Annotated in this window: 24 protein-coding genes and 1 pseudogene; 10 read left to right on the top strand and 15 right to left on the bottom strand. The window is 72.4% G+C overall.

Translation table 11 applies throughout. The features are described 5' to 3' along the window. Positions 1-4: 4 nt before the first annotated feature. Genes IH26_RS0128545 through IH26_RS0128530 form a run of 4 tightly spaced genes read right to left on the bottom strand, consistent with a single transcriptional unit; the run spans position 5 to position 2620 of the window. Positions 5-562 (bottom strand): TIGR03086 family metal-binding protein, encoded by a 558-nt coding sequence (locus IH26_RS0128545; RefSeq protein WP_030439332.1) that lies wholly within the window; start codon positions 560-562, stop codon positions 5-7. Beyond that, the gene (gene mug / locus IH26_RS0128540; RefSeq protein ID WP_211268766.1) at positions 559-1110 is read right to left on the bottom strand and encodes a G/U mismatch-specific DNA glycosylase; all 552 of its coding nucleotides are present in this window, start codon (positions 1108-1110) and stop codon (positions 559-561) included. Before mug ends, IH26_RS0128545 begins: the two co-directional genes overlap by 4 nt. Next, positions 1100-1855, bottom strand: a complete 756-nt coding sequence (locus IH26_RS0128535) for an SDR family oxidoreductase (protein ID WP_030439330.1) — start codon at positions 1853-1855, stop codon at positions 1100-1102. The genes mug and IH26_RS0128535 overlap by 11 nt, the downstream gene beginning before the upstream one ends. A 3-nt stretch (positions 1856-1858) precedes the next feature. Further along, complete coding sequence (locus IH26_RS0128530; RefSeq protein ID WP_030439329.1) at positions 1859-2620, bottom strand: helix-turn-helix domain-containing protein; 762 nt, start codon at positions 2618-2620, stop codon at positions 1859-1861. Between the two features lie 115 nt (positions 2621-2735). On the opposite strand from IH26_RS0128530, the gene IH26_RS0128525 reads away from it, so the two are divergent. Further along, complete coding sequence (locus IH26_RS0128525; protein ID WP_030439328.1) at positions 2736-3098, top strand: nuclear transport factor 2 family protein; 363 nt, start codon at positions 2736-2738, stop codon at positions 3096-3098. Here IH26_RS0128525 and IH26_RS0128520 read toward each other — a convergent pair. The 4 genes from IH26_RS0128520 to IH26_RS0128505 all read right to left on the bottom strand — a co-directional run bounded on the left by IH26_RS0128520 (position 3062) and on the right by IH26_RS0128505 (position 5994). Beyond that, a complete protein-coding gene (locus IH26_RS0128520; protein ID WP_051808683.1) occupies positions 3062-3523 on the bottom strand; it encodes an SCO6045 C-terminal-like domain-containing protein in 462 nt (153 codons plus the stop codon). The genes IH26_RS0128525 and IH26_RS0128520 overlap by 37 nt on opposite strands. Positions 3524-3663: 140 nt before the next feature. Then, complete coding sequence (locus tag IH26_RS0128515) at positions 3664-4488, bottom strand: MbnB/TglH/ChrH family RiPP precursor modification enzyme (RefSeq protein WP_030439326.1); 825 nt, start codon at positions 4486-4488, stop codon at positions 3664-3666. Next, complete coding sequence (locus tag IH26_RS0128510; protein ID WP_030439325.1) at positions 4481-5383, bottom strand: TIGR04222 domain-containing membrane protein; 903 nt, start codon at positions 5381-5383, stop codon at positions 4481-4483. Before IH26_RS0128510 ends, IH26_RS0128515 begins: the two co-directional genes overlap by 8 nt. 32 nt (positions 5384-5415) lie before the next feature. Continuing rightward, on the bottom strand, positions 5416-5994 hold the full coding sequence (locus IH26_RS0128505) for a TetR/AcrR family transcriptional regulator (RefSeq protein WP_030439324.1): 579 nt from the start codon (positions 5992-5994) through the stop codon (positions 5416-5418). 165 nt (positions 5995-6159) lie between these two features. On the opposite strand from IH26_RS0128505, the gene IH26_RS0128500 reads away from it, so the two are divergent. Then, complete coding sequence (locus IH26_RS0128500; RefSeq protein WP_030439323.1) at positions 6160-6807, top strand: HAD family hydrolase; 648 nt, start codon at positions 6160-6162, stop codon at positions 6805-6807. A gap of 139 nt (positions 6808-6946) precedes the next feature. After that, positions 6947-7831, top strand: coding sequence for a serine protein kinase RIO (locus tag IH26_RS0128495; protein ID WP_030439322.1), 885 nt, complete (start codon positions 6947-6949; stop codon positions 7829-7831). Positions 7832-7891: 60 nt separating this feature from the next. Here IH26_RS0128495 and IH26_RS0128490 read toward each other — a convergent pair whose 3' ends face one another. Together IH26_RS0128490 and acnA are read right to left on the bottom strand one after the other, a co-directional pair. Further along, positions 7892-8137 carry a DUF2630 family protein gene (locus IH26_RS0128490; RefSeq protein ID WP_030439321.1) on the bottom strand — a complete coding sequence of 82 codons (246 nt, stop codon included), beginning with the start codon at positions 8135-8137 and terminating at the stop codon, positions 7892-7894. Positions 8138-8254: 117 nt separating this feature from the next. Next, positions 8255-11029, bottom strand: a complete 2775-nt coding sequence (gene acnA, locus IH26_RS0128485; protein WP_030439320.1) for an aconitate hydratase AcnA — start codon at positions 11027-11029, stop codon at positions 8255-8257. A 194-nt stretch (positions 11030-11223) separates the two neighbouring features. On the opposite strand from acnA, the gene IH26_RS0128480 reads away from it, so the two are divergent. Both IH26_RS0128480 and pulA read left to right on the top strand, forming a co-directional pair. After that, positions 11224-11613, top strand: coding sequence for a hypothetical protein (locus IH26_RS0128480; protein WP_030439319.1), 390 nt, complete (start codon positions 11224-11226; stop codon positions 11611-11613). A gap of 31 nt (positions 11614-11644) precedes the next feature. Beyond that, positions 11645-14896 carry a pullulanase-type alpha-1,6-glucosidase gene (pulA, locus tag IH26_RS0128475; protein WP_030439318.1) on the top strand — a complete coding sequence of 1084 codons (3252 nt, stop codon included), beginning with the start codon at positions 11645-11647 and terminating at the stop codon, positions 14894-14896. 18 nt (positions 14897-14914) lie between these two features. Here pulA and IH26_RS0128470 read toward each other — a convergent pair whose 3' ends face one another. Continuing rightward, positions 14915-15685: a LamG domain-containing protein gene (locus IH26_RS0128470; protein WP_030439317.1), complete on the bottom strand. Its 771-nt coding sequence runs from the start codon at positions 15683-15685 to the stop codon at positions 14915-14917. A gap of 83 nt (positions 15686-15768) precedes the next feature. Between IH26_RS0128470 and IH26_RS0128465 the strand changes: the two genes are divergently transcribed. Continuing rightward, positions 15769-16266: a hypothetical protein gene (locus IH26_RS0128465; RefSeq protein WP_245665583.1), complete on the top strand. Its 498-nt coding sequence runs from the start codon at positions 15769-15771 to the stop codon at positions 16264-16266. Here the strand turns inward: IH26_RS0128465 and IH26_RS0128460 are convergent. Continuing rightward, complete coding sequence (locus IH26_RS0128460; RefSeq protein WP_030439315.1) at positions 16263-17732, bottom strand: aminopeptidase P family protein; 1470 nt, start codon at positions 17730-17732, stop codon at positions 16263-16265. The two genes, IH26_RS0128465 and IH26_RS0128460, sit on opposite strands and share 4 nt — an antisense overlap. 384 nt (positions 17733-18116) lie before the next feature. Between IH26_RS0128460 and IH26_RS58410 the strand changes: the two are divergent. Then, positions 18117-19049 (top strand): annotated as a pseudogene (locus IH26_RS58410) (carbohydrate kinase family protein); the annotation flags it as partial. A gap of 141 nt (positions 19050-19190) precedes the next feature. Here the strand turns inward: IH26_RS58410 and IH26_RS0128445 are convergent. The 3 genes from IH26_RS0128445 to IH26_RS0128435 are packed head-to-tail and all read right to left on the bottom strand — an operon-like array spanning position 19191 to position 21478. Next, positions 19191-19580, bottom strand: coding sequence for a thioesterase family protein (locus IH26_RS0128445; protein WP_030439313.1), 390 nt, complete (start codon positions 19578-19580; stop codon positions 19191-19193). A 9-nt stretch (positions 19581-19589) separates the two neighbouring features. Further along, entirely contained in the window at positions 19590-20975 is a 1386-nt protein-coding gene (locus tag IH26_RS0128440; RefSeq protein WP_051808602.1) for a PH domain-containing protein, read from the bottom strand. Next, entirely contained in the window at positions 20972-21478 is a 507-nt protein-coding gene (locus tag IH26_RS0128435; RefSeq protein WP_030439311.1) for a PH domain-containing protein, read from the bottom strand. The genes IH26_RS0128440 and IH26_RS0128435 overlap by 4 nt, the downstream gene beginning before the upstream one ends. Before the next feature lie 586 nt (positions 21479-22064). Between IH26_RS0128435 and IH26_RS0128430 the strand changes: the two genes are divergently transcribed. Genes IH26_RS0128430 through IH26_RS0128420 form a run of 3 tightly spaced genes read left to right on the top strand, consistent with a single transcriptional unit; the run spans position 22065 to position 25194 of the window. Next, positions 22065-23165, top strand: coding sequence for an AAA family ATPase (locus tag IH26_RS0128430; protein ID WP_030439310.1), 1101 nt, complete (start codon positions 22065-22067; stop codon positions 23163-23165). Continuing rightward, positions 23147-24247 (top strand): DUF58 domain-containing protein, encoded by a 1101-nt coding sequence (locus IH26_RS0128425; protein ID WP_245665582.1) that lies wholly within the window; start codon positions 23147-23149, stop codon positions 24245-24247. Before IH26_RS0128430 ends, IH26_RS0128425 begins: the two co-directional genes overlap by 19 nt. Beyond that, on the top strand, positions 24244-25194 hold the full coding sequence (locus tag IH26_RS0128420) for a VWA domain-containing protein (RefSeq protein WP_030439308.1): 951 nt from the start codon (positions 24244-24246) through the stop codon (positions 25192-25194). The genes IH26_RS0128425 and IH26_RS0128420 overlap by 4 nt, the downstream gene beginning before the upstream one ends. The last annotated feature ends 66 nt before the right edge of the window (positions 25195-25260 follow it).

Here is a 25260-nt window from a genome sequence, read left to right as displayed (position 1 = left end):
CCGGTCAGGTGGCTTGCCGGCCGGTGAGCGCGAGCAGCCGGGCGAAGTCGTCGGCGTCCGGCGGGAAGTCGGTCATCTCGGCGAAGGCGCCCCGCTCGCGGCCCAGCGGCGCCATCTGCTCGGTGAACGGGATGACCGCGGCGACGACCTCCGGACTCGGGGCGTAGGCCTGGCCGGTGCCCTGGGCGAGATCCCACCCGTGCACGGTCAGGTCGACCAGCACCAGGTTGGAGACGGCGGCCTGGGGGAGCCCGAACCGGGGCGAAGTGCCCTCCAGCGCCGCCGGGTCCGACCACGCGTCGACCAGCTTGCGCGCCTCGTCGTCGAACCGGCCGCGCCAGTCGCCGTCGAGGAAGTCGGGCTTCGCGTCGAAGTCGGCCTCCCGCTTGGTCGCGAGCGCCTGGAAGTTCACCACGACCTGGAACAGGTGGTTCATCAGGTCGCGCACCTGGAACCGGGCGCACGGAGTTGGGTCGGAGAGCTGCCCGTCATCGATGCCCCGCACCACCGGAACGGTCCGCGCGGCGGCGGCCGCCATCAACTCGCTGATCCTGGTAGTCACGACCCGACACGGTAGCGGAGCCGGCCGAACTCCTCGGCCAGCCCGTCCAGCTGGAAGTGCGCGTTGAGGCCGCTCGGGTTGGGCAGCACCCAGACCGGTACCCCGCCGACCGTCTCCGCCTGCGGCCCGATCGCCGCCGTGCGCCGCCCGAAGGCCGTCCGGTACGCGGTCACCCCGAGCACGGCCAGGCAGCGGGGACGCCACGTCGCGGCGAGGTCGGCCAGGATCGCGCCGCCCTCGACCAGCTCGGCCGGGGACAGCTCGTCGGCCCGCGCCGTGGCCCGGGCAACCACATTGGTGATGCCCAGGCCCATCGCCGGCAGCTCGAACTGCTCGGACGGGTGCAGCAGCCGCGGCGTGAAGCCGGAGCGGAACAGCGCCGGCCAGAAGCGGTTGCCCGGCCGGGCGAAGTGGTGCCCGGTGGCGGCCGAGTAGAGGCTCGGGTTGATCCCGGAGAACAGCACCCGCAGGTCCGGCCCGATCAGGTCGGGGATGGTGCGCCCGGCGGCCGCGGCCACCTCGGCGGGAGTCGGCTTGTCAAAGGGCACGCAGGTATCCGCCGTCGATCGGGATGGACACGCCGGTCACGTAACCGGCGGCGGGGGAGAGCAGGAACGCCGCGACCTTTCCGAACTCCTCGGGCTCGCCGATCCGGCGCAGCGGGATCTCCGCGGCCGCCTCGGCGGCGGCCGCCGCCGGGTCGCCGCCGGCCGCGAACAGCTCCCGGTTGCGGTCGGTCATCACCCGGCCGGGCAGCAGGCCGACGATCCGGACGCCGCGCGGACCGTACTCGTCGGCCATGTCCTTGGCCGCCATGGCGAGCCCCGGCCGCAGCCCGTTCGACAGGCCCAGCCCGGTCAGCGGGCTCTTCGCCGTCGTGGACAGGACCACGCCGATCGCGCCGCCCTCGGTCAGCGCCGCCGCGATCGCCCGCATGGCCCGTACGGTCCCGAGGAACACCGTCTCGAAGGCCGACCGCCACTGCTCGTCGGTCATCGCGGCGGCGGTGCCCGGCGCCGGGCCGCCGACCGAGATCAACGCGCCGTCCAGCCGGCCGAATCGGCTGGTTGCCGCCTGGATCAGCCGGTCGGGGGTGGCCTGGTCGGCGAGGTCGGCGGCCACCCCGACCGCGAGCGGCCCGAGTGCCGCGGCCGCCGTGGCGACCTGCTGCGGATCGCGCGACGACACCACCACCCGCGCACCGTCGGCGACCAGCGCCTGCGCGGTGGCGTAGCCCAGGCCGCGCGAGCCCCCGGTGATGACGTACACGCGACCGTCGAGCCCGAGATCCATGACCTAGATCCTGCCATCCCGGCGTCGGTGCAGGGCCGCGGCGGTTGCGGCGTCGGCGGGCAGGAACGACTCGATGGCGAGCTCGGCCAGCGTGACGTCGAGCGGCGTGCCCAGCACCGAGGTGATGCTGAAGAACGAGAGGTCGTCGTAGCGCAGCGGCACCACCAGGCCGGTGGGCGTGCCGGCGACCGAACCGCCCGGGTAGCCGGCCAGCTCGGCGTGCAGGTCGCGCAGCACCGGGTCGGCGGTGTGCGCGGCCTGCTGGTCGAGCCGGTGCAGCACGTGCGTGCGCCACTCGGCGAGATTCCGGATCCGTGGCGCCATGCCCTCCGGGTGCAGCGACAGCCGCAGTACGTTCACCGGGGGCTCCAGCAGCCACGCCGCGCAGCCCTCGAGAAGCCGGGCGACCGCGTCGTTCGCGTCGACCATGGTCCAGTGCCGGTCGACCAGCACCGCGGGGTACGGATCGTGGCCGGTCAGGACGTCCCGCAGCGACGACAGTACGTCCGCGAGCGGCGCCTCCCGCAGCCCGGTCTCCGCCCACGCCGGCGCGTACCCGCCCGCCAGCAGCAGCTCGTTCTGCCCGCGCAGCGGCACGTCGAGCCGGGACGCCAGCCGCAGGATCATCTCCCGGGTCGGCCGCGACCGCCCGGTCTCCACGAACGACAGGTGCCGCGCGGACACGCCGGCGGTCGAGGAGAGCTCCAGCTGACTCATCCGCCGGGTGGTCCGCCACTCGCGCAGCAGCGTGCCGACATCGCTCATGCCGGCAGCCTAGGGACCGGGCGGGAGCCGTCGCCATTACCTCCGGGGTAATCGACCGCATGACCCAACCTCGGCGAGGGTTGACCCCGTCATAGTCACGAGGAAGGAACACATGATGAGCGACTTCGACAGTGTGGTCTCGCGCTACCTCGCCGTCTGGAACGAGACCGACGCGGCCGCCCGCCGCAAGCGGATCGACGACCTGTTCGCCGCCGACGTCCGCTATGTGGACCCGATGGCCGCGGTCTCCGGGCGGGCGGAGCTCGACGGCCTGATCGGCGCCGTCCAGCAGCAGTTCCCGGGCCTGACCTTCAGCCTCGGCAAGCCGGTCGACGCCCACCACGACCAGGCCCGCTTCACTTGGCACCTGGGCGCCGTCCCGGGGGAGCCGCTGGTGGAGGGCTTCGACGTGGCCGAGGTGGATGCGGAGGGCCGCATCTATCAGGTGCTCGGCTTCCTCGACCGGGTCCCGGCGTAGGAAAGGCGCACTATCCGCACATGGCCCGCCACCTGCACGGCGAAAGTGCCGGCGGCGGATCGCACGGCCGGGCCACGGCGAGTTCGGGGTGCGGCGGAGCCGTCATAGCTCCACCGCGCCTCGCGCTCGGCGAGTTCCGCGCCGGCGATCGCGGGCAGCTCACCCCGGCCGTCGAGGTCGCGCGCAAAGTCCCAGCCGTCCCGCAACGAGCCCTGTGTCGGCTGCGTGGCCGCCCACGACGAGAAGGAGGCCTTCCATCGATCGCCGAAGCCGGCCGCCAGCATCGGCCACTGCCGCGCGACCTCACCGGCACGCTTACGCAGCAGGGCGACCCGCGCTGCGGCCACTTTGACGGCATCAAAACCTTCGGGTACGGGTTTGGCACGGGTCAACGCTTCGACGAGCTCAGCTTGGCGGGTGGCCAAGCTCCGCGGTGCGCCGCCGGGCTGTCCCGGGTGGTCACCCTCCCGGCCGCGCCCGGCGCCGCCACGCTCGCCGGCGCGACCGTGCTTGCCGGTCGCGTCGGGGCCGCCGCCCGCGCGGGGGTTGCCGCTCGTGGGGGTGGTCATGTGGTGATCGCTGGGTAGCCGGCGGCCGCCGCGATGGCGTCCAGTTCGGCGGTCAGCTCGGGGGCTGGTGGGTAGTCGCCGTCGCGTTCCAGGATCAGGGCCGGCGGGCGGTGGCGGGCGCACAGCTCGGTGACCAGGTCGAGCACCTCCTGGGGGACCGCGTCGGTGTGGGTGTCGTGGTAGAGGCCCTGGTGTTCGGCGCCGCCGGCCACGTGGACGTAGGCGACCCGGTCCAGCGGCAGCTTGTTCAGCAGGTCGAGCGGGTCCTCGCCGCGGTTGCGGGCGTTGGCGTAGACGTTGGCGACGTCGAGGAGGAGCAGGGCGCCGGTCCGGTCGAGGATCTCGGTCAGGAAGTCGGCCTCGGAGAGCTCGTCGTCCGGCCAGTCGAAGAGGGCGGCGATCGGCTCCAGGGCCAGCGGCACCGGCAGCTCGGCGGTGGTGCGGGCCACGTTGGCCACCACCGCGTCGACCGCCTCGAAGCTGCGGGGGATCGGCAGCAGGTGGCCGGCCTCGACGCCGGCCGCCCGGACGAAGGCGATGTGCTCGCTGACCAGCGGGGCCCGCAGCCGAGCGGCCACCGTGGCCAGGTGGGTCACCCGGGCCGGGTCGACCGGCTCGGCGCCGCCCAGGGACAGGCGCACCCCGTGCGGGACCACCGCCACGCCGCGGTCGAGCAGCGCCGGCAGGCCGTCCGGGAGGTCGCCGTGCGCGTGCACCGACTCGGCGACCACCTCGGCGAAGCGCAGGCCGGGCAGCCCGGCCACGAAACCGGAGATCTCGGGGCGCCAGCCGATGCCCACCCCGTACGCCGTCTCAGCCACCGCAACCGCCGCCCCCACCGCAACCGCCGCCCCCGCCGCAGGAGCTTCCGCCCCCGCAGGAGCTGCTGCTCCCGCACGAGCTGCTACTGCCGGAGGAACCGGTGGTGTAACCGTTGGCGACGGCCCGCTGGATCTCCGCCTCGGCGGCGAACCCCGGGTCCATGTCGTAGAGCGCGGCCGCCCCGAAGAGCGCCACCCCGAGCGCCGCACCGGCCGCGCCGTACGTCGCGTAGGCCGGCGACTGGGCCGGTGACAGGTAGCCGTGCTGTTGACGCAGCTCCCGCATCCGGGCGGTGGCCGTGGCGGTGGCGAGCCGCCGGGTACGGGCCAGGCGCCAGGTCACGAACGCGACGACCACGACGGCGGGGACGAGGAAGCCGACCGGCTTGTTGTTCTGGATCCCGGCGACCAGGCGGAAGACGCCGATCGCGGCCAGCGCGCCGACCGCCCACGCCCACAGGCGGGCCTGCTCGAGCGCCTCGGCGCTGACCGCGAGGCCACGCCGTTCCAGGCCGGCCCGCAGGTCGTCGAGGGCGGAGCGGACCCACTGGTCGCCGGTGAGGTCGCGGGTGCGGATCTGTCCGCTCGCCGCGTGGTGGATCGCGGAGTCGAGCGGGGTGACGCCGGCCGGGATCGGGCCGGTCTGCACGAGGGCGCTCCCGGAGGTGCCGAGGGCGCCGGCCGCGCGGAGGCCGCCGATCGAGGAGTAGACGGCGAGCCGGTCGCCGCCGTTGAGGAAGGCGACCTGCTGCGGGCCGAGGTCGTCCACCCGGGCGTTCTTGTCGCCCCGGAAGAGGACCTTGCGGTGAACGGCGGCGAGGATCGCGATGGCGATCAGCGCGACGAGGTACCCGACGATGAAGGTCGGGCCCGGAATCCCCCAGGTGTCCTGCATGGCCTCATTGTGCAGAGGCCCGCAACGGCCTCCTACCTGCGTCTTACCGCTTCCTCCACCACGTCGAGCACCCGGCTCAGCTCGCCGGGCGGGCGGCCGGTGGCGAGATGGAGGACCAATCCGTCGTACGCGAGCTCGAGGAACTGGGTGAGCACCTCGACCGGGACGTCGGCCCGCAGCACGCCCGCCTCGCGCTGGCGCTGCAGGCGGTCGCGGGTGGCGTCGGCGATGGCGGCCGAGCGCTCGGCCCAGCGCTTCGCGAACGCCGGGTCGGTGCGCAGCCGGCGGGACACCTCGAGCTGGGTGCCGAGCCAGCCGGCCGTGTCGCCGTCGCTGTTCCCGGCCCGCGCCAGCAGGTCGCGCATCACCTGGACGAGGCCGTTGCGGGCCACCGTCTCGACCATGGCGGCCGCGTCGTCCTCGGCCACGGCCAGGAACAGCGACTCCTTGTCGCGAAAATGATGGAAAATCGCCCCGCGGGACAGGCCGGTGGCGTCCTCGAGGCGGCGGACCGTGGCGCCCTCGTAGCCGAACCGCGCGAAGCAGTCGCGGGCCGCCGCGAGGATCTCGTGGCGTCTCGCCTCCAGCTGGTCCTGGCTTACTCTGGGCACGCCTTGGATCGTGTCACGCTGGTGGTTCGTTCTGCAATCCGTACGTACGTCTTGTCAACGCCGACGGGTGACCCGGCCGGATGGCGCGAAATCCACCATCCGGTCCAGAAGTTGTTAACAGTCCTGGACTGTTCGCTTCCGCCCCACCTCACGTAAAGTGCGCGGGTGCCACTTGTCCTCATCGCGCTCGACGACACCCTGCTTGACCGCAGCGGTGCCTTCCGGCTGTGGGCCAAGGGTTTTCTCGACGAGATCGGGGCACCACAGGCCGATCTCGAGTGGCTACTCTCCGTCGATGCCGATGGCCTTACTCCCCGTTGGGACCTGGCCGATCTGATTCGCGACCGCTACCGGCTCAACGTTCCCTCGATCGATATCCTCGAGGAGCTGCGCGAGGGGCCGCTGACCTTCGAGCGGCTCGACCCGCTGGTCGGCTGCGCGCTGCGGATCGCCGGCGACGCCGGGCTGGTGCCGGTGGTGGTGACCAACGGGCCGACCGAGATCCAGGACACCCGGATCCGGCGGACCGGCCTCGACCAGTACATCGCCGACTGGGTGATCTCCGAGCGGGCCGGGGTGAGCAAGCCGAACCCGCGGATCTTCGCGCTGGCCGCGCAGCGGGTGCGGATGCGGCTCGGCGGCGCCTGGGTGGTCGGCGACAGCCCCGAGGCGGACATCGGCGGGGCGGCGGCGATGGGCCTGCCCAGCGTGTGGCTGCACCGCGGGCGGGAGTGGGTGGACAACCGGTTCGCGCCGACCCGGGTGGTGGGCAACGTGATCCAGGGCATCTCCGCGATCATGGCCGCCCAATAAATAGGTTGCGGCTGACTCGGCGCCCACGGGAGAGTGGGCGCGTTCCTGCGAGAGAGAAGGAGGTGGGACAGATGGCCGTCGTTGTGATGCCCGCTGCCCGTGTTTACTTCCTTCCTTCTTTCTCCAAGGAGACCCTCCCGTGCGTTCGCACCGGCAAAAGTTCGACGACGACGAATCAACCTTTCTGAAGCGGGGCCGCCTCGAGCCGCGACTGGCCGAGGAGCCCGACCTGCCCGAGACCGGCGACAACTGGTCCAGCTGGGACGGCGCCTTCCACGGCCCCGACCCGCGCCCCGGCTGGGTCCGCACCGAGCACGCCGCGGTCGACGACGAGCTGGGCATGCTCAAGACCGGCAAGGAAGCCGACGTCTACCTGGTCCGCCGGCACATCCCGGAGACCGACAAGGTGAGCATGCTGGCCGCCAAGCGGTACCGCGACGGCGACCACCGGCTGTTCCACCGCGACGCCGGCTATCTCGAGGGCCGGCGGGTCCGCCGCTCCCGGGAGAACCGGGCGATGGCCGGCCGTACCTCGTTCGGCAAGGAGATGATCGCCGGGCAGTGGGCGGTCGCCGAGTTCGGCGCGCTCTCCCGGCTCTGGCAGATCGGGCAGGCCAGCGGCCTGGTCCGGGTGCCCTACCCGGTGCAGTTGATCGGCACCGAGTTGATGATGGAGTTCATCGGTGACTGGGAGACCGGCGAGGCGGCGCCCCGGCTCGCGCAGGTCCGCGCCGGGCAGGACGAGCTGGCCGGCCTCTGGGAGCAGATGACCGACGCGCTGTCCGTGCTGGCCCGCGCGCAGGTGGCGCACGGCGACCTGTCGCCGTACAACACGCTGGTGCACGACGGCAAGCTCGTGCTGATCGACCTGCCGCAGATCGTCGACGTGGTGGCCAACCCGCAGGGCGCCGACTTCATCGCCCGCGACGTGCGCAACGTGGCCGGCTGGTTCACCCAGCGGGGGCTGCGGGTGGACCCGGACGACCTGCTGGACCGCCTGCTGCACGAGGCGGGGCTGCGATGACCCGCCGCATACGTCCCGGCCCGCGGCCGCCCAGCCCGAGGCGGCCGCGGCCGGGTCGCATCACTGCAGGTAGCCCTCGACCTCGGTGACCGCGTGGGCCTGCTCGGCGTTCGGGTCGTTGCCCACCTCGCGGGCGGCCCGGCGCCGGCGCAACAGGTCCCAGCACTGGTCCAGGGCCTCTTCCAGCTCCTTGAGCCGGGCGTGCTCCTCGCTCGCGGAGAGCTTGCCCTGGGCCAGTTGCTGGCGGAGCTCGTGCTCCTCGTCGACCAGACCGTGGATCCGGTCCAGCACATTCTTGTCATCCATGTGCGAAGCCTATTCACCGGCGGCTTCGGGACCAGCCCCGGAGTCTCCTCCGGCGTCGATCGTGTCGAGCGCCACGGTGGAAACCGCCCCGCCGGTGGGCCGGCGGGGCGACCCGGGTCAGCTGTGCAGCATCTTGCGCAGCACGAACTGGAGGATGCCGCCGTGGCGGTAGTAATCCGCCTCGCCGGGGGTGTCGATGCGGACGTCGGCGTCGAACTCGATGCCGGTGTCCGTGCGGACCTTGACGGTGGCCGGGATCTCGCCGTCGTTGAGCGCCGTGACGCCGGTGACGGTGAAGGTCTCGGTGCCGGTCAGGCCCAGCGACTCGGCGTTGGTCTTGGGCGGGAACTGCAGCGGCAGCACGCCCATGCCGATCAGGTTGGAGCGGTGGATCCGCTCGTAGCTCTCGGCGATGACCGCGCGGACGCCGAGCAGCATGGTGCCCTTCGCCGCCCAGTCCCGGGACGAGCCGGAGCCGTACTCCTTGCCGGCCAGGATCACCAGCGGGACGCCGGCCTCCTGATAGGCCACCGAGGCGTCGTAGATCGTGGTCTGGTCGCCGGTCAGGTGGTTGACCGTGAAGCCGCCTTCGATGCCCGGGACCAGCTGGTTGCGCAGCCGGATGTTGGCGAACGTGCCCCGGATCATGACCTCGTGGTTGCCCCGGCGCGAGCCGTAGCTGTTGAACTCGTGCCGCGGCACGCCATGCTCGGCGAGGTACTTGCCGGCCGGGGAGTCCGGCTTGATCGAGCTGGCCGGCGAGATGTGGTCGGTGGTGACCGAGTCGCCGAGCTTCGCGAGGACGCGGGCGCCCGAAATGTCCGACACCGGGGCCGGCGAGGCGGCCATGCCCTCGAAGTACGGGGGCTTCCGGACGTACGTCGACTCGTCCGCCCATTCGAAGGTCTGGCCCTCCGGCGTCGGCAGCGACCGCCACCGCTCGTCGCCGGCGAAGACGTCCGAGTACGCCGAGCTGAAGCCGGACGCGCCGATCGCCGAGGCGATGACGTCGTCGATCTCCTTGGCGCTCGGCCAGATGTCGCTGAGGTAGACCGGCTGGCCGTCCGACCCGGTGCCCAGCGGCTCCGAGGTGATGTCCAGGTCCATCGTGCCGGCCAGCGCGTACGCCACCACCAGCGGCGGCGAGGCCAGGTAGTTCATCTTGACGTCCGGGTTGATCCGGCCCTCGAAGTTCCGGTTGCCGGAGAGCACGCTGACCGCGGTCAGGTCCTCGGCGTTGACCGCCGCGGAGATCGCCTCGGGCAGCGGGCCGGAGTTGCCGATGCACGTCGTGCACCCGTAGCCGACCAGATTGAAACCGAGCTTGTCCAGGTACGGCGTGAGGCCGGCCCGGTCGTAGTAGTCCATGACGACCTTGGAGCCCGGCGCGAGCGTTGTCTTCACCCACGGCTTGCGGCTCAGGCCGCGGTCCACCGCGTTCTTCGCCAGCAGCGCGGCGCCGATCATGACCTGCGGGTTCGAGGTGTTCGTGCAGGAGGTGATCGCCGCGATCACCACGGCGCCGTGGTCGAGCTCGAACTCGACGCCGTTCTCGTCCGTGACCCGGACCGGCTTCGAGGGCCGGCCGTCGGCGCCGGTGGCCGCACTCTCGAACCTGTGCGGTTTATCCGAATCATCGGAAATGCCGTTCGCGGGCGCGTCGGACGCCGGGAACGATTCCTTGCTGGCCTCGTCGGCGTGGCCCTCGGCCTGCACGTAGTTGGCGAGCGCGTCGCGGAACATCGGCTTGGCGCTGTTCAGCGGGACGCGGTCCTGCGGGCGCTTCGGGCCGGCCAGCGACGGTACGATCGTGGAGAGGTCGAGCTCGAGCTTCTCCGAGTAGTCCGGCTCGGCGTTCGGGTCGAGCCACAGGCCCTGCCGCTTCGCGTACGCCTCGACCAGCGCCACCTGCTGCTCGCTGCGGCCGGTCAACTTGAGGTACTTGATGGTCTCGTCGTCGATCGGGAAGATCGCCACGGTCGAGCCGTACTCCGGCGACATGTTGCCGATCGTCGCCCGGTTGGCCAGCGGCACCGCGCTCACGCCAGGCCCGTAGAACTCGACGAACTTCGAGACCACGCCGTGCTCGCGGAGCATCTCGGTGATCGTGAGGACCAGGTCGGTCGCGGTGGTGCCGGCCGGCATCTCGCCGGAGAGCTTGAAGCCGACGACCCGCGGGATCAGCATGCTGACCGGCTGGCCGAGCATCGCGGCCTCGGCCTCGATGCCGCCGACGCCCCAGCCCAGCACGCCCAGGCCGTTGACCATGGTGGTGTGCGAGTCGGTGCCGACCACGGTGTCCGGGTACGCCTGGCCGTTGCGCTCCATGATCGTGCGCGCCAGGTACTCGATGTTGACCTGGTGCACGATGCCGGTGCCGGGCGGGACGACCTTGAACTCGTTGAAGGCGGTCTGGCCCCAGCGCAGGAACTGGTAGCGCTCCCTGTTCCGCTGGTACTCCAGCTCAACATTCCGGGCGAAGGCGTCCTCGCGGCCGAACAGGTCGGCGATGACCGAGTGGTCGATGACCAGCTCGGCCGGGGCGAGCGGGTTGACCTTGGTGGGGTCGCCGCCCAGTTCCTTCACCGCCTCGCGCATGGTGGCCAGGTCGACCACGCAGGGCACGCCGGTGAAGTCCTGCATCAGGACCCGCGCCGGGGTGAACTGGATCTCCACGCTCGGGTCGGCGGTCTGGTCCCACCCGCCCAGCGCCCGGATGTGCTCGGCGGTGATGTTGGCGCCGTCCTCCGTCCGGAGCAGGTTCTCCAGGAGGATCTTCAAGGAGTAGGGCAGGCGGTCGTGCCCCTCGACCTTGTCGATCGTGAAAATCTCGTAGCTCGCGTCTCCGACGCGCAGCTCGCTCTTCGCACCAAAGGTGTCGAGGCTGGCCACGTCATCTCCTTCACCCAGCGACTGGAAGTCAAGTCAGTCTTTCGCACCGGCTCGGGTGCTTCCGGAGTCAGGCGAACCTAACTCTCGGCTCACGTTTCACGTAAACCGTACGTCCGTCTTGTAAGCCCGCGCAAGGCGGGGTCATGCCGACCCTAAGGTTTGCGCCGGTGTCGTCGTTGGGTATCCGGCCCGGCGTGCAGGCACCAGCCGAGATCGCCCTTCTCGCCGACTTCTTCGACCGCTACGGCGCCGCCCTCACCTCGGGCGACGTCGCCGCGGTGGCCGGCTGCTACGCGCTGCCCGGCATGGTGGTCGCGGACTCCTACAGCTTCACCTTCACCTCCCCGGCCGCGGTCGCCCTGTCCTTCCTCGGCGCCGCCCCCGCCTACCGGGAACTGCGGGTCGTCGCGGCCAACGCCCAGTTCCTCGACGTCCGGCGGCTCTCCGAGGCGCTGGTCCTGGTCGAGGTCGAGTGGGAGTACCTGGACGGCGACGGGCAGGCGCTCAGCGGCGACCGCTTCCACTACCTGCTGCGTACGGACTCGGGCGGGCCCCGGATCACCACGGTCGTCGCGACCCACTGAAACTGTCGTACGCCGGTGCGAGGATGATCCGGTGAGCACGATCGAGATCGCCCCTGCCGAGCCCGTCACCCGGAGCCGTCCGCGCTGGCTCGTCGTGCATTACGCGCGCCCCGACGGGGAGTATGCGTCGTGGTGGCTGCACGCCTGGGGCGACATCGCCGCCGGTCAGAGCGATGGCTATCCGGGCGGCGCCCCTTTTGCCGGTGAGGATTCCTACGGCCGGTTCGCCTGGGTGCGGCTCGCGCCCGAGGCGCGAGACGTCGGCTTCCTCCTGGTGGACCATGCGGGCGTCAAGGACGTCGACGAGGACCGGCACGTCGACCCGTCCCTCTCGCCGGAGATCTGGCTCCGCCCCGGCGACCCGGAGATTTACACCGTCCCGCCTTATTTATCCGATACGGATGAGGGCGTCGCGGTGCTGCACTACCGGCGACCCGGCGGCGATTACGCCGGCTGGGGCCTGCACGCCTGGGAGGGGACGCCGAAGAAGCCCGTCTGGGACAGCCCGGTCTACCCCGATTCCTACGACGCCTTCGGCGCCGTTTTTCGTGTCCCGGTCCGGCCCGACGCGGCCGGCCTGCGCTTCGTGCTGCACCGCGGCGACGTCAAGGACCTCCCCGACGACCAGCGGCTCGACCTCACCGTGGCCCGCGAGGCCTGGCTGCTCGCCGAGACCCCGGAACCGCTGAGCCCCGACGTCGGCACCCTCGGCCCCGAGCTCGACCCGGCCCGCCAGCTGGCCGTCTTCCTCGACCGCACGACGATCGCGCTGCCCGAGCAGTTCGCCGCGCGGGCGGCCGGGTTCGCCCTGGTCGCCTCGGCGGGCGGCAGCGCCCGGCGGGTCGGCGACGAGCTGACCGGGGAGTTCACCACGCTGCCGCTCACCCCGCGGCCCGGCGGCCTGTTCCAGGCGCAGAGCCGCCGCTTCCCGCATTTACGGGCGTACCGCGCTTTCTCCGTCCGCGAGCTCGGCGACGCCGAGCTGGGCCATCTGCTGCGCGGCCAGCTGCTGGTGGCCGGGCGGGATGCCGCCGGCCGGGTCACCGCGGTCACCGGCGTGCAGCTGCCCGGCGTGCTCGACGACCTGTATGCCGAGGCCGCCGGCGCCGAGCTCGGCCTGACCAGCACCGACGACCGGCCGCAGCTCGCGGTGTGGGCGCCGACCGCGCGCACGGTCGAGCTGGAGCTCTTCCGCACGCTGCGCGACGAGCCGAGGGTCCTGCCGATGGACCGGGAGGCGACCACCGGGGTCTGGTCGATCGCCGGCAAGCGCAAGTGGATGGGCCGCTATTACCGGTTCCGGGTCGAGGTGTGGCACCCGGCCGCCCAGCGGGTCGTCACCACCAGCGTCACCGACCCGTATTCGCTGGCCCTCGCCGTCGACTCCACGCACAGCCTGCTGGTCGACCTGGCCGACCCGGCGCTCCAGCCGCCCGGCTGGGCGGAACTGGTCAAGCCCCCGGCGATCGCGCCGGCCCGGGCGCAGATCGCCGAGGTGTCGATCCGCGAGTTCTCCATCGCCGACGCGTCGCTGCCGCCGGCCGAGCGGGGGACGTATGCCGCCTTCACCCGCCCCGAGGCGGCCTGCATGCGGCACCTGCGCTCGCTGGCCGACGCCGGGCTGACCCATCTGCACCTGCTGCCCGCGTTCGACTTCGCGACCGTGCCCGACCGCCGCTCCGACCAGGCGCTGCCCGCCTGCGACCTGGCCGCCTTCCCGCCCGACTCGCCCCGCCAGCAGGAGGAGGTGGCGGCGGTCGCCGACCGGGACGGGTTCAACTGGGGGTACGACCCGTGGCACTACACCGCGCCCGAGGGCAGCTTCGCCGTCGAGCCGGCCGGGCCGTATCGGGTGCTCGAGTTCCGCAAGATGGTGGCCGCGCTGAACCAGGCGGGCCTGCGCGTGGTCATGGATGTCGTCTACAACCACGCGATGGAGGACGGGCTGCACAAGTTCGCCGTCCTCGACCGGGTCGTGCCGGGCTACTACCACCGGCAGCTCTTCGACGGCTCGACCGCCGAGTCCACCTGCTGCCCGAATACGGCGACCGAGCACCTGATGATGGGCCGGCTCGTGGTGGATTCGATCGTGACCTGGGCCCAGGCGTACAAAATCGATGGTTTTCGGTTTGATCTGATGGGCCATCACCCGCGGGCCAACATCCTCGCGGTACGGGCCGCGCTCGACCGCCTGCCGACCGGGCCGGAGGTCTACCTGTACGGCGAGGGCTGGAATTTCGGCGAGGTGGCGTATGACGCCCGGTTCGTCCAGGCCACCCAGGTCAACATGGCCGGCACCGGGATCGGCACGTTCAACGACCGGCTGCGCGACGCGGCCCGCGGCGGCGGCTCGTCCGGCGACGACCCGTCGGTGCAAGGCTTCGTGTCGGGGCTCGGCTCGCGCACGCCGCTGTGGCTGCACGACCGGATCAAGGTGGGGCTCGCCGGCGCGCTGTCGACCTACCGGTTCGTCACCCACTCCGGGGCCGAGCAGAGCGGCGCCCAGATCGACTACAACGGCGCGCCCAGCGGCTACGCGCTGGCCCCGGCCGAGACGATCAACTACGTCGACGCCCACGACAACGAGATCCTGTACGACGCGCTCGCCTTCAAGCTGCCCCGCGACATCGCGCCGGTCGACCGCGCCCGCATGCAGGTCCTCGCCCTGTCCCTGGTCGTCCTCGGCCAGGGCGTCGGCTTCATGGCGCTGGGCAGCGAGCGGCTCCGGTCGAAATCGCTGGACCGCAATTCCTTCGACTCCGGCGACTGGTTCAACCAGATCCGCTGGAAACCGGGCCAGGGCAACGGCTTCGGGCTGGGCCTGCCGCCGGCCCGCGACAACGAGGACAAGTGGCCGTGGGCCGGCCCGCTGCTGGCCGACCCGGCGCTGGTCCCGTCGCCCGAGCTGATCGCGATGACCGCCGAGCGCTACCGGGAGCTGCTGCGGGTGCGCCGCTCGTCCCCGGTCTTCGGCCTGCCGACGGCCGAGGAGGTGCAGCGGCGCCTGTCCTTCCCGCTCGGCGGCCCGGGGGAGACGCCCGGCGTGATCGTGATGTGCCTGGACGGGACGGGGCTGGACCAGCGGTGGCGCCGGGTGGTGGTGGTCTTCAACGCCACCGAGGAGGCGACCACCCAGACGGTGCCCGAGCTGGCGCCGTTCGCCCTGCGGCCCCACCCCGACCTGACCGCCTCGGCCGACCCGCAGCTGCGCACGGCCGCGGCCGAGGGCGGCGCGCTGACCGTCCCGGCCCGCTCGGTGGCGGTCTTCGTGGCCGATCTCTGAGGTCAGCCCGCGACGACCTCAGCTCGCGACCACTGAGTGGATCATGGCGGTCTTCGGATAGGCGGCGGCGTCGTCCGCGGGCCCGATCTCGAAGAGGTCCACCATCAGCTGCATCGGGTAGTCCAGGACCTGCGGCGAGGCGAACACCACCTCGCCCCCGCAGGCCACGACCACGCCGCCGGCGTCCCAGCGCGCCGACCATTGCGCCCGGCCGGCGCCGACCGGCACCACGACCTCCGTCATGTCGTCCACCAGGCGCGGATCGTGGTGCGCCTTGATCCCCACCCGAGCCCGCGTGGCCGACGCCGACACCGCGTCCGCGTCGATCTCGAACACGCACACCTCGCCGCACTCGTCCTCGGCCCGATGCTCGGTGCCGACCAGCCAGACCGCGAGCATGCACCCGCGGTCGGTGCCCGCGGTGACGGTGACGTCGACCTGCCCGGAGCGCGGCGCCCACAGCAGCCGGCGTGGCGTCTCGGTGCGCACCTCGAGACCGTCGGGACGGTGACGGTGCGTTCCCCGGCGGGACCCCAGCGGGCCGCCGAACACCGCGGTCTGCAGGTTGGACACCCGCAGCGGCGCGTCCTCGGGCCGCCAGTCGAGCTGGTCGGCGTCGATCCGCAGCCGCAGCCCGCCGCCGGGCGGCCGGTCGTAGCGGGCGCGGGACCGGTCGGGCGTGGTCCACTGCGGCAGGTAGTGGTCCACCCACCGCCCGGCGTCGAGGCCGGGGCCCGCGAAATCCTCGACGAACCCCGCGGCGGTGCGATCCAGCGGTTCCAGTCGCATCCCCGGATGATCGCAGAAGGAGCCCGGGCGCACGTGAGCTACATTCGCGGCCGAGACTTTTTCGGCTTGGGTGGAGGTAACTGGTGCGGCTCGGTGTGGCCCTGGGTGGCGTCGCTCTCCTGGCGATGGCGGGGGGTTGCACGGACCATTCCGGCAGCCCGACCTTCCACGCCGCGGAGTCGCCGTCGCCCGCCACTTCGGCGCCGCCGTTCACCGAGCCGGCCTCGTACACCTTCACGCTGACCCACGGCTGCGACGCCGCCGCCCCGCTCGGCAAGTACAAGGTCTCGGTGCGGCAGGGGGCGGTCACCAACTCGCAGCGCATCGGCGGTTCGGCGGCGCCGTCGGCGACCGCGTCCTCGGATGCCGATCTGGGCCCGGTCAACGGCCAGAACGGCGAGGAGATCGACGTGCCGACCCTCGGCGAGCTGCGCGAGATGGCGCAGACCGCGACGGACGACGGCGGCCAGGTGACCACCACCGCCGACGGCGCGGACGGTCACCCCGTGAAGATCGTCATCAACGTCGGCAGCGGCGACGACTGCTGGGCCGTCGCCGACTACGCGCCGGACAGACCCTAAGCGGGCAGGCGGGGCCCCGCCTCCCGCTGGGACGCCAGCCACGCCTCGACATCCGCCGAGGAGCGGGGCAGGCCGGCCGACAGGTTCCGGCAGCCGTCCGCGGTGACCAGCACGTCGTCCTCGATCCGGACGCCCACGCCGCGCAGCTCGGCCGGCACCAGCTCGTCCTCCGGCTGGAAGTACAGGCCGGGCTCGACGGTCAGCACATAGCCCTCGGCCAGCGCGCCGTCCCGGTAGTTCTTGTTCCGGGCGTTCGCGCAGTCGTGCACGTCGATGCCGAGCATGTGGCCGAAGCCGTGCAGCGTCCAGCGGCGGTAGACCGTGCTCTCCTCGCTCATCGCCTCGTCCACGCTCACCGGCAGCAGGCCCAGGTCGTGCAGGCCCTCGGCCAGCACCCGCATGCAGGTCCGGTGCACGTCGCGGAACTGCACGCCCGGCCGGATCGCCGCCATCCCGGCCTGCTGGGACGCGTGCACGATGTCGTACACCTGGCGTTGCAGCGGGGTGAACGACCCGCTGACCGGCACCGTCCGGGTCACGTCGGCGGTGTAGAAGTTGTCGCCCTCCACGCCCATGTCCATCAGCAGCAGCTCGCCGGGCCTGGTCTCGCCGCTGTTGCGCACCCAGTGCAGGATCGTCGCGTGCGCGCCCGCGCCGACGATCGAGCTGTAGCCCACGTCGTTGCCGTCGTGCCGGGCCCGCAGCCCGAAGACGCCTTCGAGCAGCCGCTCCTTGACCCCGCGGTCGGCCGGCAGCACCCGCGCGACGTCCTCGAAGCCTCGTACGGTCGCATCGATCGCGGCCTGCAGCTGCGCGATCTCCCACTCGTCCTTGACCAGCTTCAGCTCGCTGAGCACCCAGGCCAGCTCGCGGTCGCGCGGTTTCTCCCGATCCGGCTCGTAGGCGAGGATCGCCCGGTCCACGTTCGCGTCGAGGCCGCGCAGCACCCGGGTGCGCCCCGGCGCCGAGCCCGCCAGCACCTCGCCCAGCGCCCCCAGCGGCGCCGTCGACAGCCCCAGCTCGGTCGACTTCTCGGCGAGCGTGTGCGTGCGCCCGATCCACAACTCGCCGTTGCGGCTGCGGAAGAACGCGTCGGTGTCCTTCGAGTTCCGCTGCCGGGTGAACAGGACCGCGTCGTGCCCCGAGCCGCTCGGCCGCAGCACCAGCACGCTGTCCGGGTCGCGGTCGCCGGTCAAGTAGAAGAAGTCGCTCCCCGGCCGGAACGGATAGTCGGTGTCGTTGGCGCGCACCTTCTCGTTCCCGCTCGGGATGATCAGCGTCTCCCCGGGGAACGCCTCGGAGAGCGCGGCCCGCCGCTTCTCGAAGTTCGGCGCCTCCGGCAGCGTCGCGACCTCGAGCGGATCCTCCCGCCACCCACTGCGCATGAACTGCAGAAACGCCTCCGGAAAGTCCGGGTCGTGCGACTCCGTCTTCGGCGCTGCCTGCGTGCCGCCCTGCTCAGCCATGGTGCCTCCGCTCGTAGTTCCGCCACCGACGTTACGCACCCCCAAGATCAAAATCCAACCGAAGCGGACGTACGCCCGACCCCGTCCCCAACCGCATCACCCCCGCCCCCGGTGCGCACCGCGACCTGAGTGCATGGCGAGGCCGCTGCGCGACCGCCGGGCTGATCTGCAACTCGATCTCCCGGCCGCCCCGCCGTGTGAGGCCGCCCCGCCGTGTGAGGCTGCCCCGCCGTGTGAGGCTGCCCCGCCGTGTGAGGCTGCCCCGCCGTGTGAGGCCGCCCCGCCGTGCGAGCATGCTCAAAAAGAGATCTGCACGGCAGCCACTGGCGTGCGAGGCCCGCGGGCGGAAGGCTGAGAATCCGGGACGTGGACGAAGGGAACGGCATGGGATACGCGGTGGTGCTCGGCGAGGCGCTGGTCGACCTGCTGGAGGCGGAGGTCGACGGCGAGCTGATCTACCGGCAGGCGATCGGCGGCGCGCCGCTGAACGTCAGCGTGGCGGTCAGCCGGCTGGGCGGCGACGTGCGGTACGCCGGCTCGCTGAGCAACGACATCCTCGGCGATCGGCTGGCCGCGTTCCTCCGCGACGCCCGGGTCGGCCTCGACGGCGTCCAGCGGGTCTCGGTGCCGACGACCCTGGCCGTGACCACGTTCGAGGGCGCCGAGCCGACCTTCACGTTCTACGGCGAGCCCCCGTCGTACGCCCTGCTCACCCCGGCCGACCTCGACCGCGACGCGATCGCCGGCGCGGACGTGCTCTACGCGGGCTCGATCGCGCTGCTCCGCGAGCCGTTCCGGGCGGCGGCCCGCGAGGCCTGGCAGATCCCCGGCCCGCTGAAGGTCTTCGACCCGAACGCCCGCCCGACCCTGCTGCCCGACGCGCGGGCGGTGGCCGACCTGCGCGACCTGGTCGAGGAGTTCTTCGCCACCGCCGACCTGGTCAAGCTCAGCTCCGCCGACGCGGTCGTCCTCTACGACGGCGCCGAGCCGGCGGCCGCCGCCGAACACATCCGCAAGCTGGGCGCCAAGGCGGTGGTGGTCACCTGCGGCTCGAAGGGCGCCTACATCGCCGCGGCCGACGGCGCCGAGATGCTGCCGGCCCCGGCCGTGGCCGCGATCGACGCGACCGGCGCCGGCGACTCGGTGATGGGCGCGCTGATCCGCCGCCTGCTCGCCGACGGCTTCCCGGCCGACCTGGCCGGCTGGCACCGCAACGTGCGCTTCGCCCTGGCCGTCGCGGGCCTGGTCTGCGAACGCCCGGGCGGCGCCACCGCGATGCCCACCGACGACGAACTGGTCGCCCGCTGGGGCGCCCTGATCGGAACGGCCCGCGATCGCCCCGCTGATGAGGAGAGGCCGGTTTTCGGCACCGCGGGGTTTGCGGTACCGAAAACCGGCCTCTCCTCATCAGCCCCAAAGGGGCGATCGCCCGCGGCGCCGAAGGCGACGCCAGCAAGCTCAGCTCACCGCTTTTTGGATGAAGCGCTGGCGGTCGAGCACGACGCGCTCGACGCGTACCTCGGCGACCAGGGTGTCGCCGTCCTTCACGGCCACGTCGAAGATCAGCTTGCGGCCGTCCACTTTGGCGAGCGTCGCCTGCGCGGTCACGTGCCGGCCGACCGGGGTGGCCGCGCGGTGCTCGACCTCGGCCCGGGTGCCGACCGTGGTCACGCCGCCGGGCAGCTGCCGGGCCGTGCAGGCGACGGTGGCGGCCTCGGCGATCGCGAGCACCCGCGGCGTGGCCAGCACCGGCACGTCGCCCGAGCCGATGGCCTGCGCGGTGTCGGCATCGGTGACGGTCAACTCGACCCGGGCGGTCTGCCCGGGCGCGAACTCCGGAAGCTCCATGGAAGCAGCTTAGGGTCTGTGAGGCCGCTGCCACGTGACCGGCGTGAGCGGCGGTACCGATGCCACGGGCGGCGGGGCTGGCCGCCGAGCGTGCCGGGCCCGGACGGCGAGCTGCTCGGCCAGCGCCCACGCCTCGGCGAGGTCCCGATCGCGGGCCTCGCCGGAGCGGCCGCCGGCCGTGTCGGCGTGCACCGTGGCCAGCCCGAGCAGCCGCTGCACCGGCCCCTGCACCACCCGTACGCTCTGCAGCCGGGCGTAGGGCACCAGGGTCATCTCCCGGGTCAGCAGCCCCCACCGGGAGACGAACACCTCCGGGGTGAGCCCCACGCCCATGTAGCGCAGCGCGAACGGGTGCAGCCAGCGGGCCCGGGCCGGCGGCGGCGAGGTGGCCAGCGTGGTCAGGTCGACGCCCGGCAGCACGTCCCAGACCAGCGCCCGGGCGGTGCCGAAGTCGCCCACCGGCAGCAGCCGGTCCGACTGCTTGCTGTCCGAGCCGTGTTCCCCGGCGTACCCGGCGATGTCCAGCCGCAGGTGCAGCCACTTCTGCGCGCGCCAGAGCAGCGGCCAGGTCAGCCCGATCGACTGCACCCGGTGCGGCGGCACGACCTGGCTGCGGGTCTCCAGCAGCCCGAAGCGCACCACCAGCCGCCCGCCCGGGTCGCGGGCCAGCCGGAAGTCCCAGTCCTGCAGGATCCGCCGGGCCGGGTGCAGCAGCACGCCGGCCATCGCGGTGAACGTGCTGGCGATCCCGATGAAGGTCCACTCGGCCTCCACCACGAACTGGATCACCACGAACGCGACGCCGACCGGCAGGAAGAACGCCTGCGGGGTGAGCAGCTGGCTGGTCACCAGGTCGCGGTTCGAGACGCGGACCAGGGGTTGTTCCAGGGTGGGCGGGGCGACCCGCGGCCCGGCGTCCGGTTGCGCCGTCCCGGTCGTACGCCCGGCCAGCGCCAGCAGGCGCTCCCGGAGGGCGGCCGCGTCCCGGACCGTCAGATACGCCAGCGGCGCCTCGGTCTTGTGCCCGCCGACCACCTCGAGGCGCAGCTCGGCGAGCCCGGTGAGCTGGGCGAGCAGGGGCCGGCGCAGCTCGACGGCCTGCAGGCGTTCCAGCGGGATGGCCCGGTTGCGCCGCCAGAGCAGCCCGTCGGAGATGCGCAGCTCGCGGCCGACCACGTGGTAGCCGGTGGTCAGCCAGTTGACCACCGAGAGGACCACGACGCCGAGCGCCAGCACGGTCACGACCAGCGCGAACCGGCCGAGCCCGACCTCCTGCAGGGTGTTCCAGGACAGTGCTGCGACGACCACCGCGATGCTCTTGGCGCCGTGCAGCAGCGGGCTGAGCGGATGCAGCCGCCGTCTCGGCTCGCCGATGTCCCCGGGGGTGGTGGTCACAGGCCCTCGGCCCGGTCCTCGCCGAGGGCGGTGAGCCGGTCGCGCAGCCGGGCCGCCTCCTCGGGCGGCAGGCCGGGCACCTTGGCGTCGCTGGCCGCCGCGGCGGTGTGCAGCTGCACGGTGGCCAGGCCGAACGCGCGTTCGAGCGGGCCCGCGGTGACGTCGACGAACTGCATCCGCGCGTACGGGACGATGGACAGCCGCCGGATCAGCAGGCCGTGCTTGACCAGCAGGTCCTGGTCGCGCTCGGCGTAGCCCCAGGCGCGCACGGCCCGGAACGTGACGATCGACCGCCAGATCGCGTACACGACGACCAGCGCCATCCCGGCCGGCCACAGCCAGTACGGCGCGAGCGCCCAGCCCACCCCGAGGCCGGCGAGCAGCACCAGCACCACGATGCTCCGGGCGATCAGCTCCACTGTGATCAGCTTCGGCGACACCGGCCGCCAGGCGACCGTCGCGGGCCAGGGCGTGAGAGCGTCGACATGCGGCGGCGGAGTCACAGGTGAAGCCTAAGAGATCCCGGGGAAAGCCGTCACTTCGCGCAGGAAACCCCGCAGCTCGAGAAAACTCCCGAGGGATTCCCGGTGCTCATCGCACGCGAGCCACGTCTTGCGATAGTCGGGAGTGTGCAGCTTCGGGTTGTTCCACCGCAGCGCCCACACAGCGCCCGCACGACACCCCTTGGCGGAACACCGGGGTTCAAGCTCCTCAACCACCCAGCAACGATAGTTCCCCGCTCAGCCCAGCCCGCGCTCGTGGGGTTTCCGGGGGCTCGGCCCCCGGAGCAGATATGCAAAGCGCCCCCTGTCCGCGCTTTTCGCGGACAGGGGGCGCCTGAAGCGTCGCCGCCGGGCGACCACGGGGGAAGTCGCCCGGCGACGGGGACGATGTTACACGGTCTGGCTGAACGCGCATCCTCCCGCCTTGGGTGCCCGTTCCGGCGTATCGCGCAGAAAGATCGACACGACTGGACCATGGCGGTGGCCACCGGCAGCGCGTTAATGCGGGGACACCGAGCGCGCTTTCAGGTGGGTCGTGTAAGTCTTGTTCGTCATAGCCCTGCATGCCGACCGCTGTGGAGGACCGGTGGCCCAGCCGCTCACGCCCGAGAACGAGCCGAGTTCCGGGGGCGCCCCGGTGCCTCCCGCACACGACGCGACCCAGCTCGAGCGGGCCATGTTCGAGGTGAAGCGCGTCATCGTCGGCCAGGACAGGATGGTCGAGCGGATGTTCGTGGCGCTGCTCGCCCGCGGCCACTGCCTGCTTGAGGGCGTCCCCGGCGTCGCGAAGACCTTGGCCGTCGAGACCCTGGCCAAGGTCGTCGGGGGCACGTTCTCGCGCGTCCAGTTCACCCCCGACCTGGTGCCGGCCGACATCGTCGGCACCCGCATCTACCGGCAGACGTCGGAGAAGTTCGACGTCGAGCTCGGCCCGGTGTTCGTCAACTTCCTGCTGGCCGACGAGATCAACCGGGCCCCGGCCAAGGTGCAGTCCGCCCTGCTCGAGGTGATGGCCGAGCACCAGGTGTCGATCGGCGGGCAGACCCACGAGGTGCCCGACCCGTTCCTGGTGATGGCGACGCAGAACCCGATCGAGCAGGAGGGGGTCTACCCGCTCCCCGAGGCCCAGCGCGACCGGTTCCTCATGAAGATCCTCGTCGGGTATCCGACCGACGCCGAGGAACGTGAGATCGTCTACCGGATGGGAGTCAGCGCGCCCGAGCCCAAGCAGGTCTTCACCCCGGAGGACCTGCTCGGCCTGCAGCGCCGGGCCGACCAGGTGTTCGTGCACAACGCGCTGGTCGACTACACGGTCCGGCTGGTGCTGGCCACCCGCGCCCCGGCCCAGCACGGCATGCCCGACGTGGCCCAGCTGATCCAGTACGGCGCCAGCCCTCGCGCCTCGCTCGGCATCGTCCGGGCCACCCGGGCCCTGGCCCTGCTCCGCGGCCGCGACTACGCGCTCCCGCAGGACCTGCAGGACATCGCGCCCGACATCCTGCGCCACCGGCTGGTGCTCAGCTACGACGCGCTGGCCGACGACATCCCGGCCGACCACATCGTCGCCCGGATCATGCAGAGCGTCCCGATGCCGTCGGTGGCGTCCCGCCAGGGCGCCTCGCCGAACGGCGCCCAGCCGGTCGGCGCGGGCCCGCAGACAGGTGCCGCATGGCCGGGCCAGCACTAGAGCCGACCCGCGGGTTCTCCGTGCCGTCCCTGGGGCCGGGCGTGGCCGGGCCGGGGGTGGCCGGGCCGGGGGTGGCCGGGCCGGGGGTGGCCGGGCCGGGGGTGGCCGGGCTGGAGGCCGGGGGCGGCGCGATCGAGGGGGCGGCCCGGGCCGAGGCCGTGCTCGGGCGCCTGCAGTTGCTCGTGACCCGCAAGCTCGACGGCCTGCTCCAGGGTGACTACGTGGGCCTGCTGCCGGGGCCGGGCAGCGAGGCGGGGGAGTCGCGGGAGTACCGCCCCGGCGACGACGTGCGCCGGATGGACTGGCCGGTCACGGCGCGTACCACGCTGCCGCACGTCCGGCAGACCGTCGCCGACCGGGAGCTGGAGACCTGGCTCGCCGTCGACCTGTCGGCCAGCCTCGACTTCGGCACCGCGAACTGGCTCAAACGCGATCTGGTGATCGCCGCCGCCACCGCGATGGCGCACCTGACCGTGCGCGGCGGCAACCGGATCGGCGCCGTGGTCGGCACCGGCTCCGGCGTACCGGCAAGGGGGCGCAAGCGAAACGCCGAACCCGCCACCCCGCCGATGGTCCGGCTGCCGGCCCGCCCGGGCCGGAAGGAGGCGCAGGGACTGCTCCGGTCGATCGCCCGGACCGAGGTCCGGCCCGGCCGCGCCGACCTCGGCGAGCTGATCGACATGCTCAACCGGCCGCCGCGCCGGCGAGGGGTGGCCGCGGTCATCTCCGACTTCCTGGCGCCGGTCGACGGCTGGGCCCGCCCGCTGCGCAAGCTCGGCGTGCGGCACGACGTGCTCGCCATCGAGGTCGTCGACCCCCGGGAGCTGGAGCTTCCGGATGTGGGCGTGCTCGCCCTCGCCGACCCGGAGACCGGCGAGCTGCACGAGGTGCAGACCTCCGACGCCAAGCTGCGCAGCCGCTACGCCGAGGCGGCGGCCGAGCAGCGCGGCGAGATCGCCCGTACCCTGCGCGCGGCCGGCGCCGCGCACCTGCGCCTGCGCACCGACACCGACTGGCTGCTGGACATGGTCCGATTCGTGGCCGCCCAGCGACACGCACGCACCCGGGGGACCACCCGATGATCCGCTTCCTGCAACCGGCCTGGCTGCTTTCCCTGCTGCCGGTCATCGCGCTGGCCGGCGTCTACGTGTGGCGGCAGTTCCGCCGCCGTACGTACGCGATGCGCTTCACCAACGTCAATCTGCTGCGCGCGATCGCGCCGAAGGGGCTGGGCTGGCGCCGGCACGTGTCGGCGACCGCGCTGCTGCTGGCGCTGCTGATCCTGGGCGCGGCGATGGCCCGGCCGTCGGTCGACAAGAAGGAGCCGCTCGAGCGGGCCACCGTCATGCTGGCGATCGACGTGTCGCTGTCGATGGAGGCCGACGATGTGCAGCCGACCCGGATCGAGGCGGCGCAGGAGGCGGCCAAGGCGTTCGTGAACGAGCTGCCCCCGACGTACAACCTGGGTCTGGTCTCGTTCGCGAAATCGGCGAACGTGCTGGTCTCGCCGACCAAGGACCGCAACGCGGTGATCGCCGGCATCGACGGGCTGACGCTGGCCGAGGCGACCGCGACGGGCGAGGCGGTGTTCACGTCGCTGGACGCGATCCGCTCGGTCCCGGCCGACGGCGCGAACGGCGCGCCCCCGGCCCGGATAGTGCTGCTCTCCGACGGCTACCGCACCTCGGGCCGCTCGATCGAGGACGCGGCGACCGCGGCGTCGCAGGCCAACGTGCCGGTGTCGACGATCGCGTTCGGCACCGACACCGGCGTGGTGGACATCCGCGGCAACCTGCAGCGGGTGCCGGTCGACCGGCTGTCGCTGCAGCAGCTCGCCGAGAACACCAAGGGCTACTTCTACGAGGCGGCCTCGGTCAGCGAGCTCAAGAAGGTGTACGAGGACATGGGCAGCTCGATCGGGCACCGGGTCGAGCCGCGCGAGGTGACGCAGTGGTACGCCGGGGCGGCGCTGCTGTTCGGTCTGATGGCGGCGGGCCTCAGTCTGATCTGGACGTCCCGCCTGCCGTGACAGCAGGCCTTAGGTTAGGGCCGTGCGCCCGCGGGCGCACGGTCACGCGTTGCTGTGCACCAACAC

Source organism: Actinoplanes subtropicus (assembly GCF_000721705.1).
GTDB lineage: Bacteria > Actinomycetota > Actinomycetes > Mycobacteriales > Micromonosporaceae > Actinoplanes > Actinoplanes subtropicus.
Note: the sequence above shows the minus strand (reverse complement) of the source record. Positions and strands in the feature narration are given on the sequence as shown.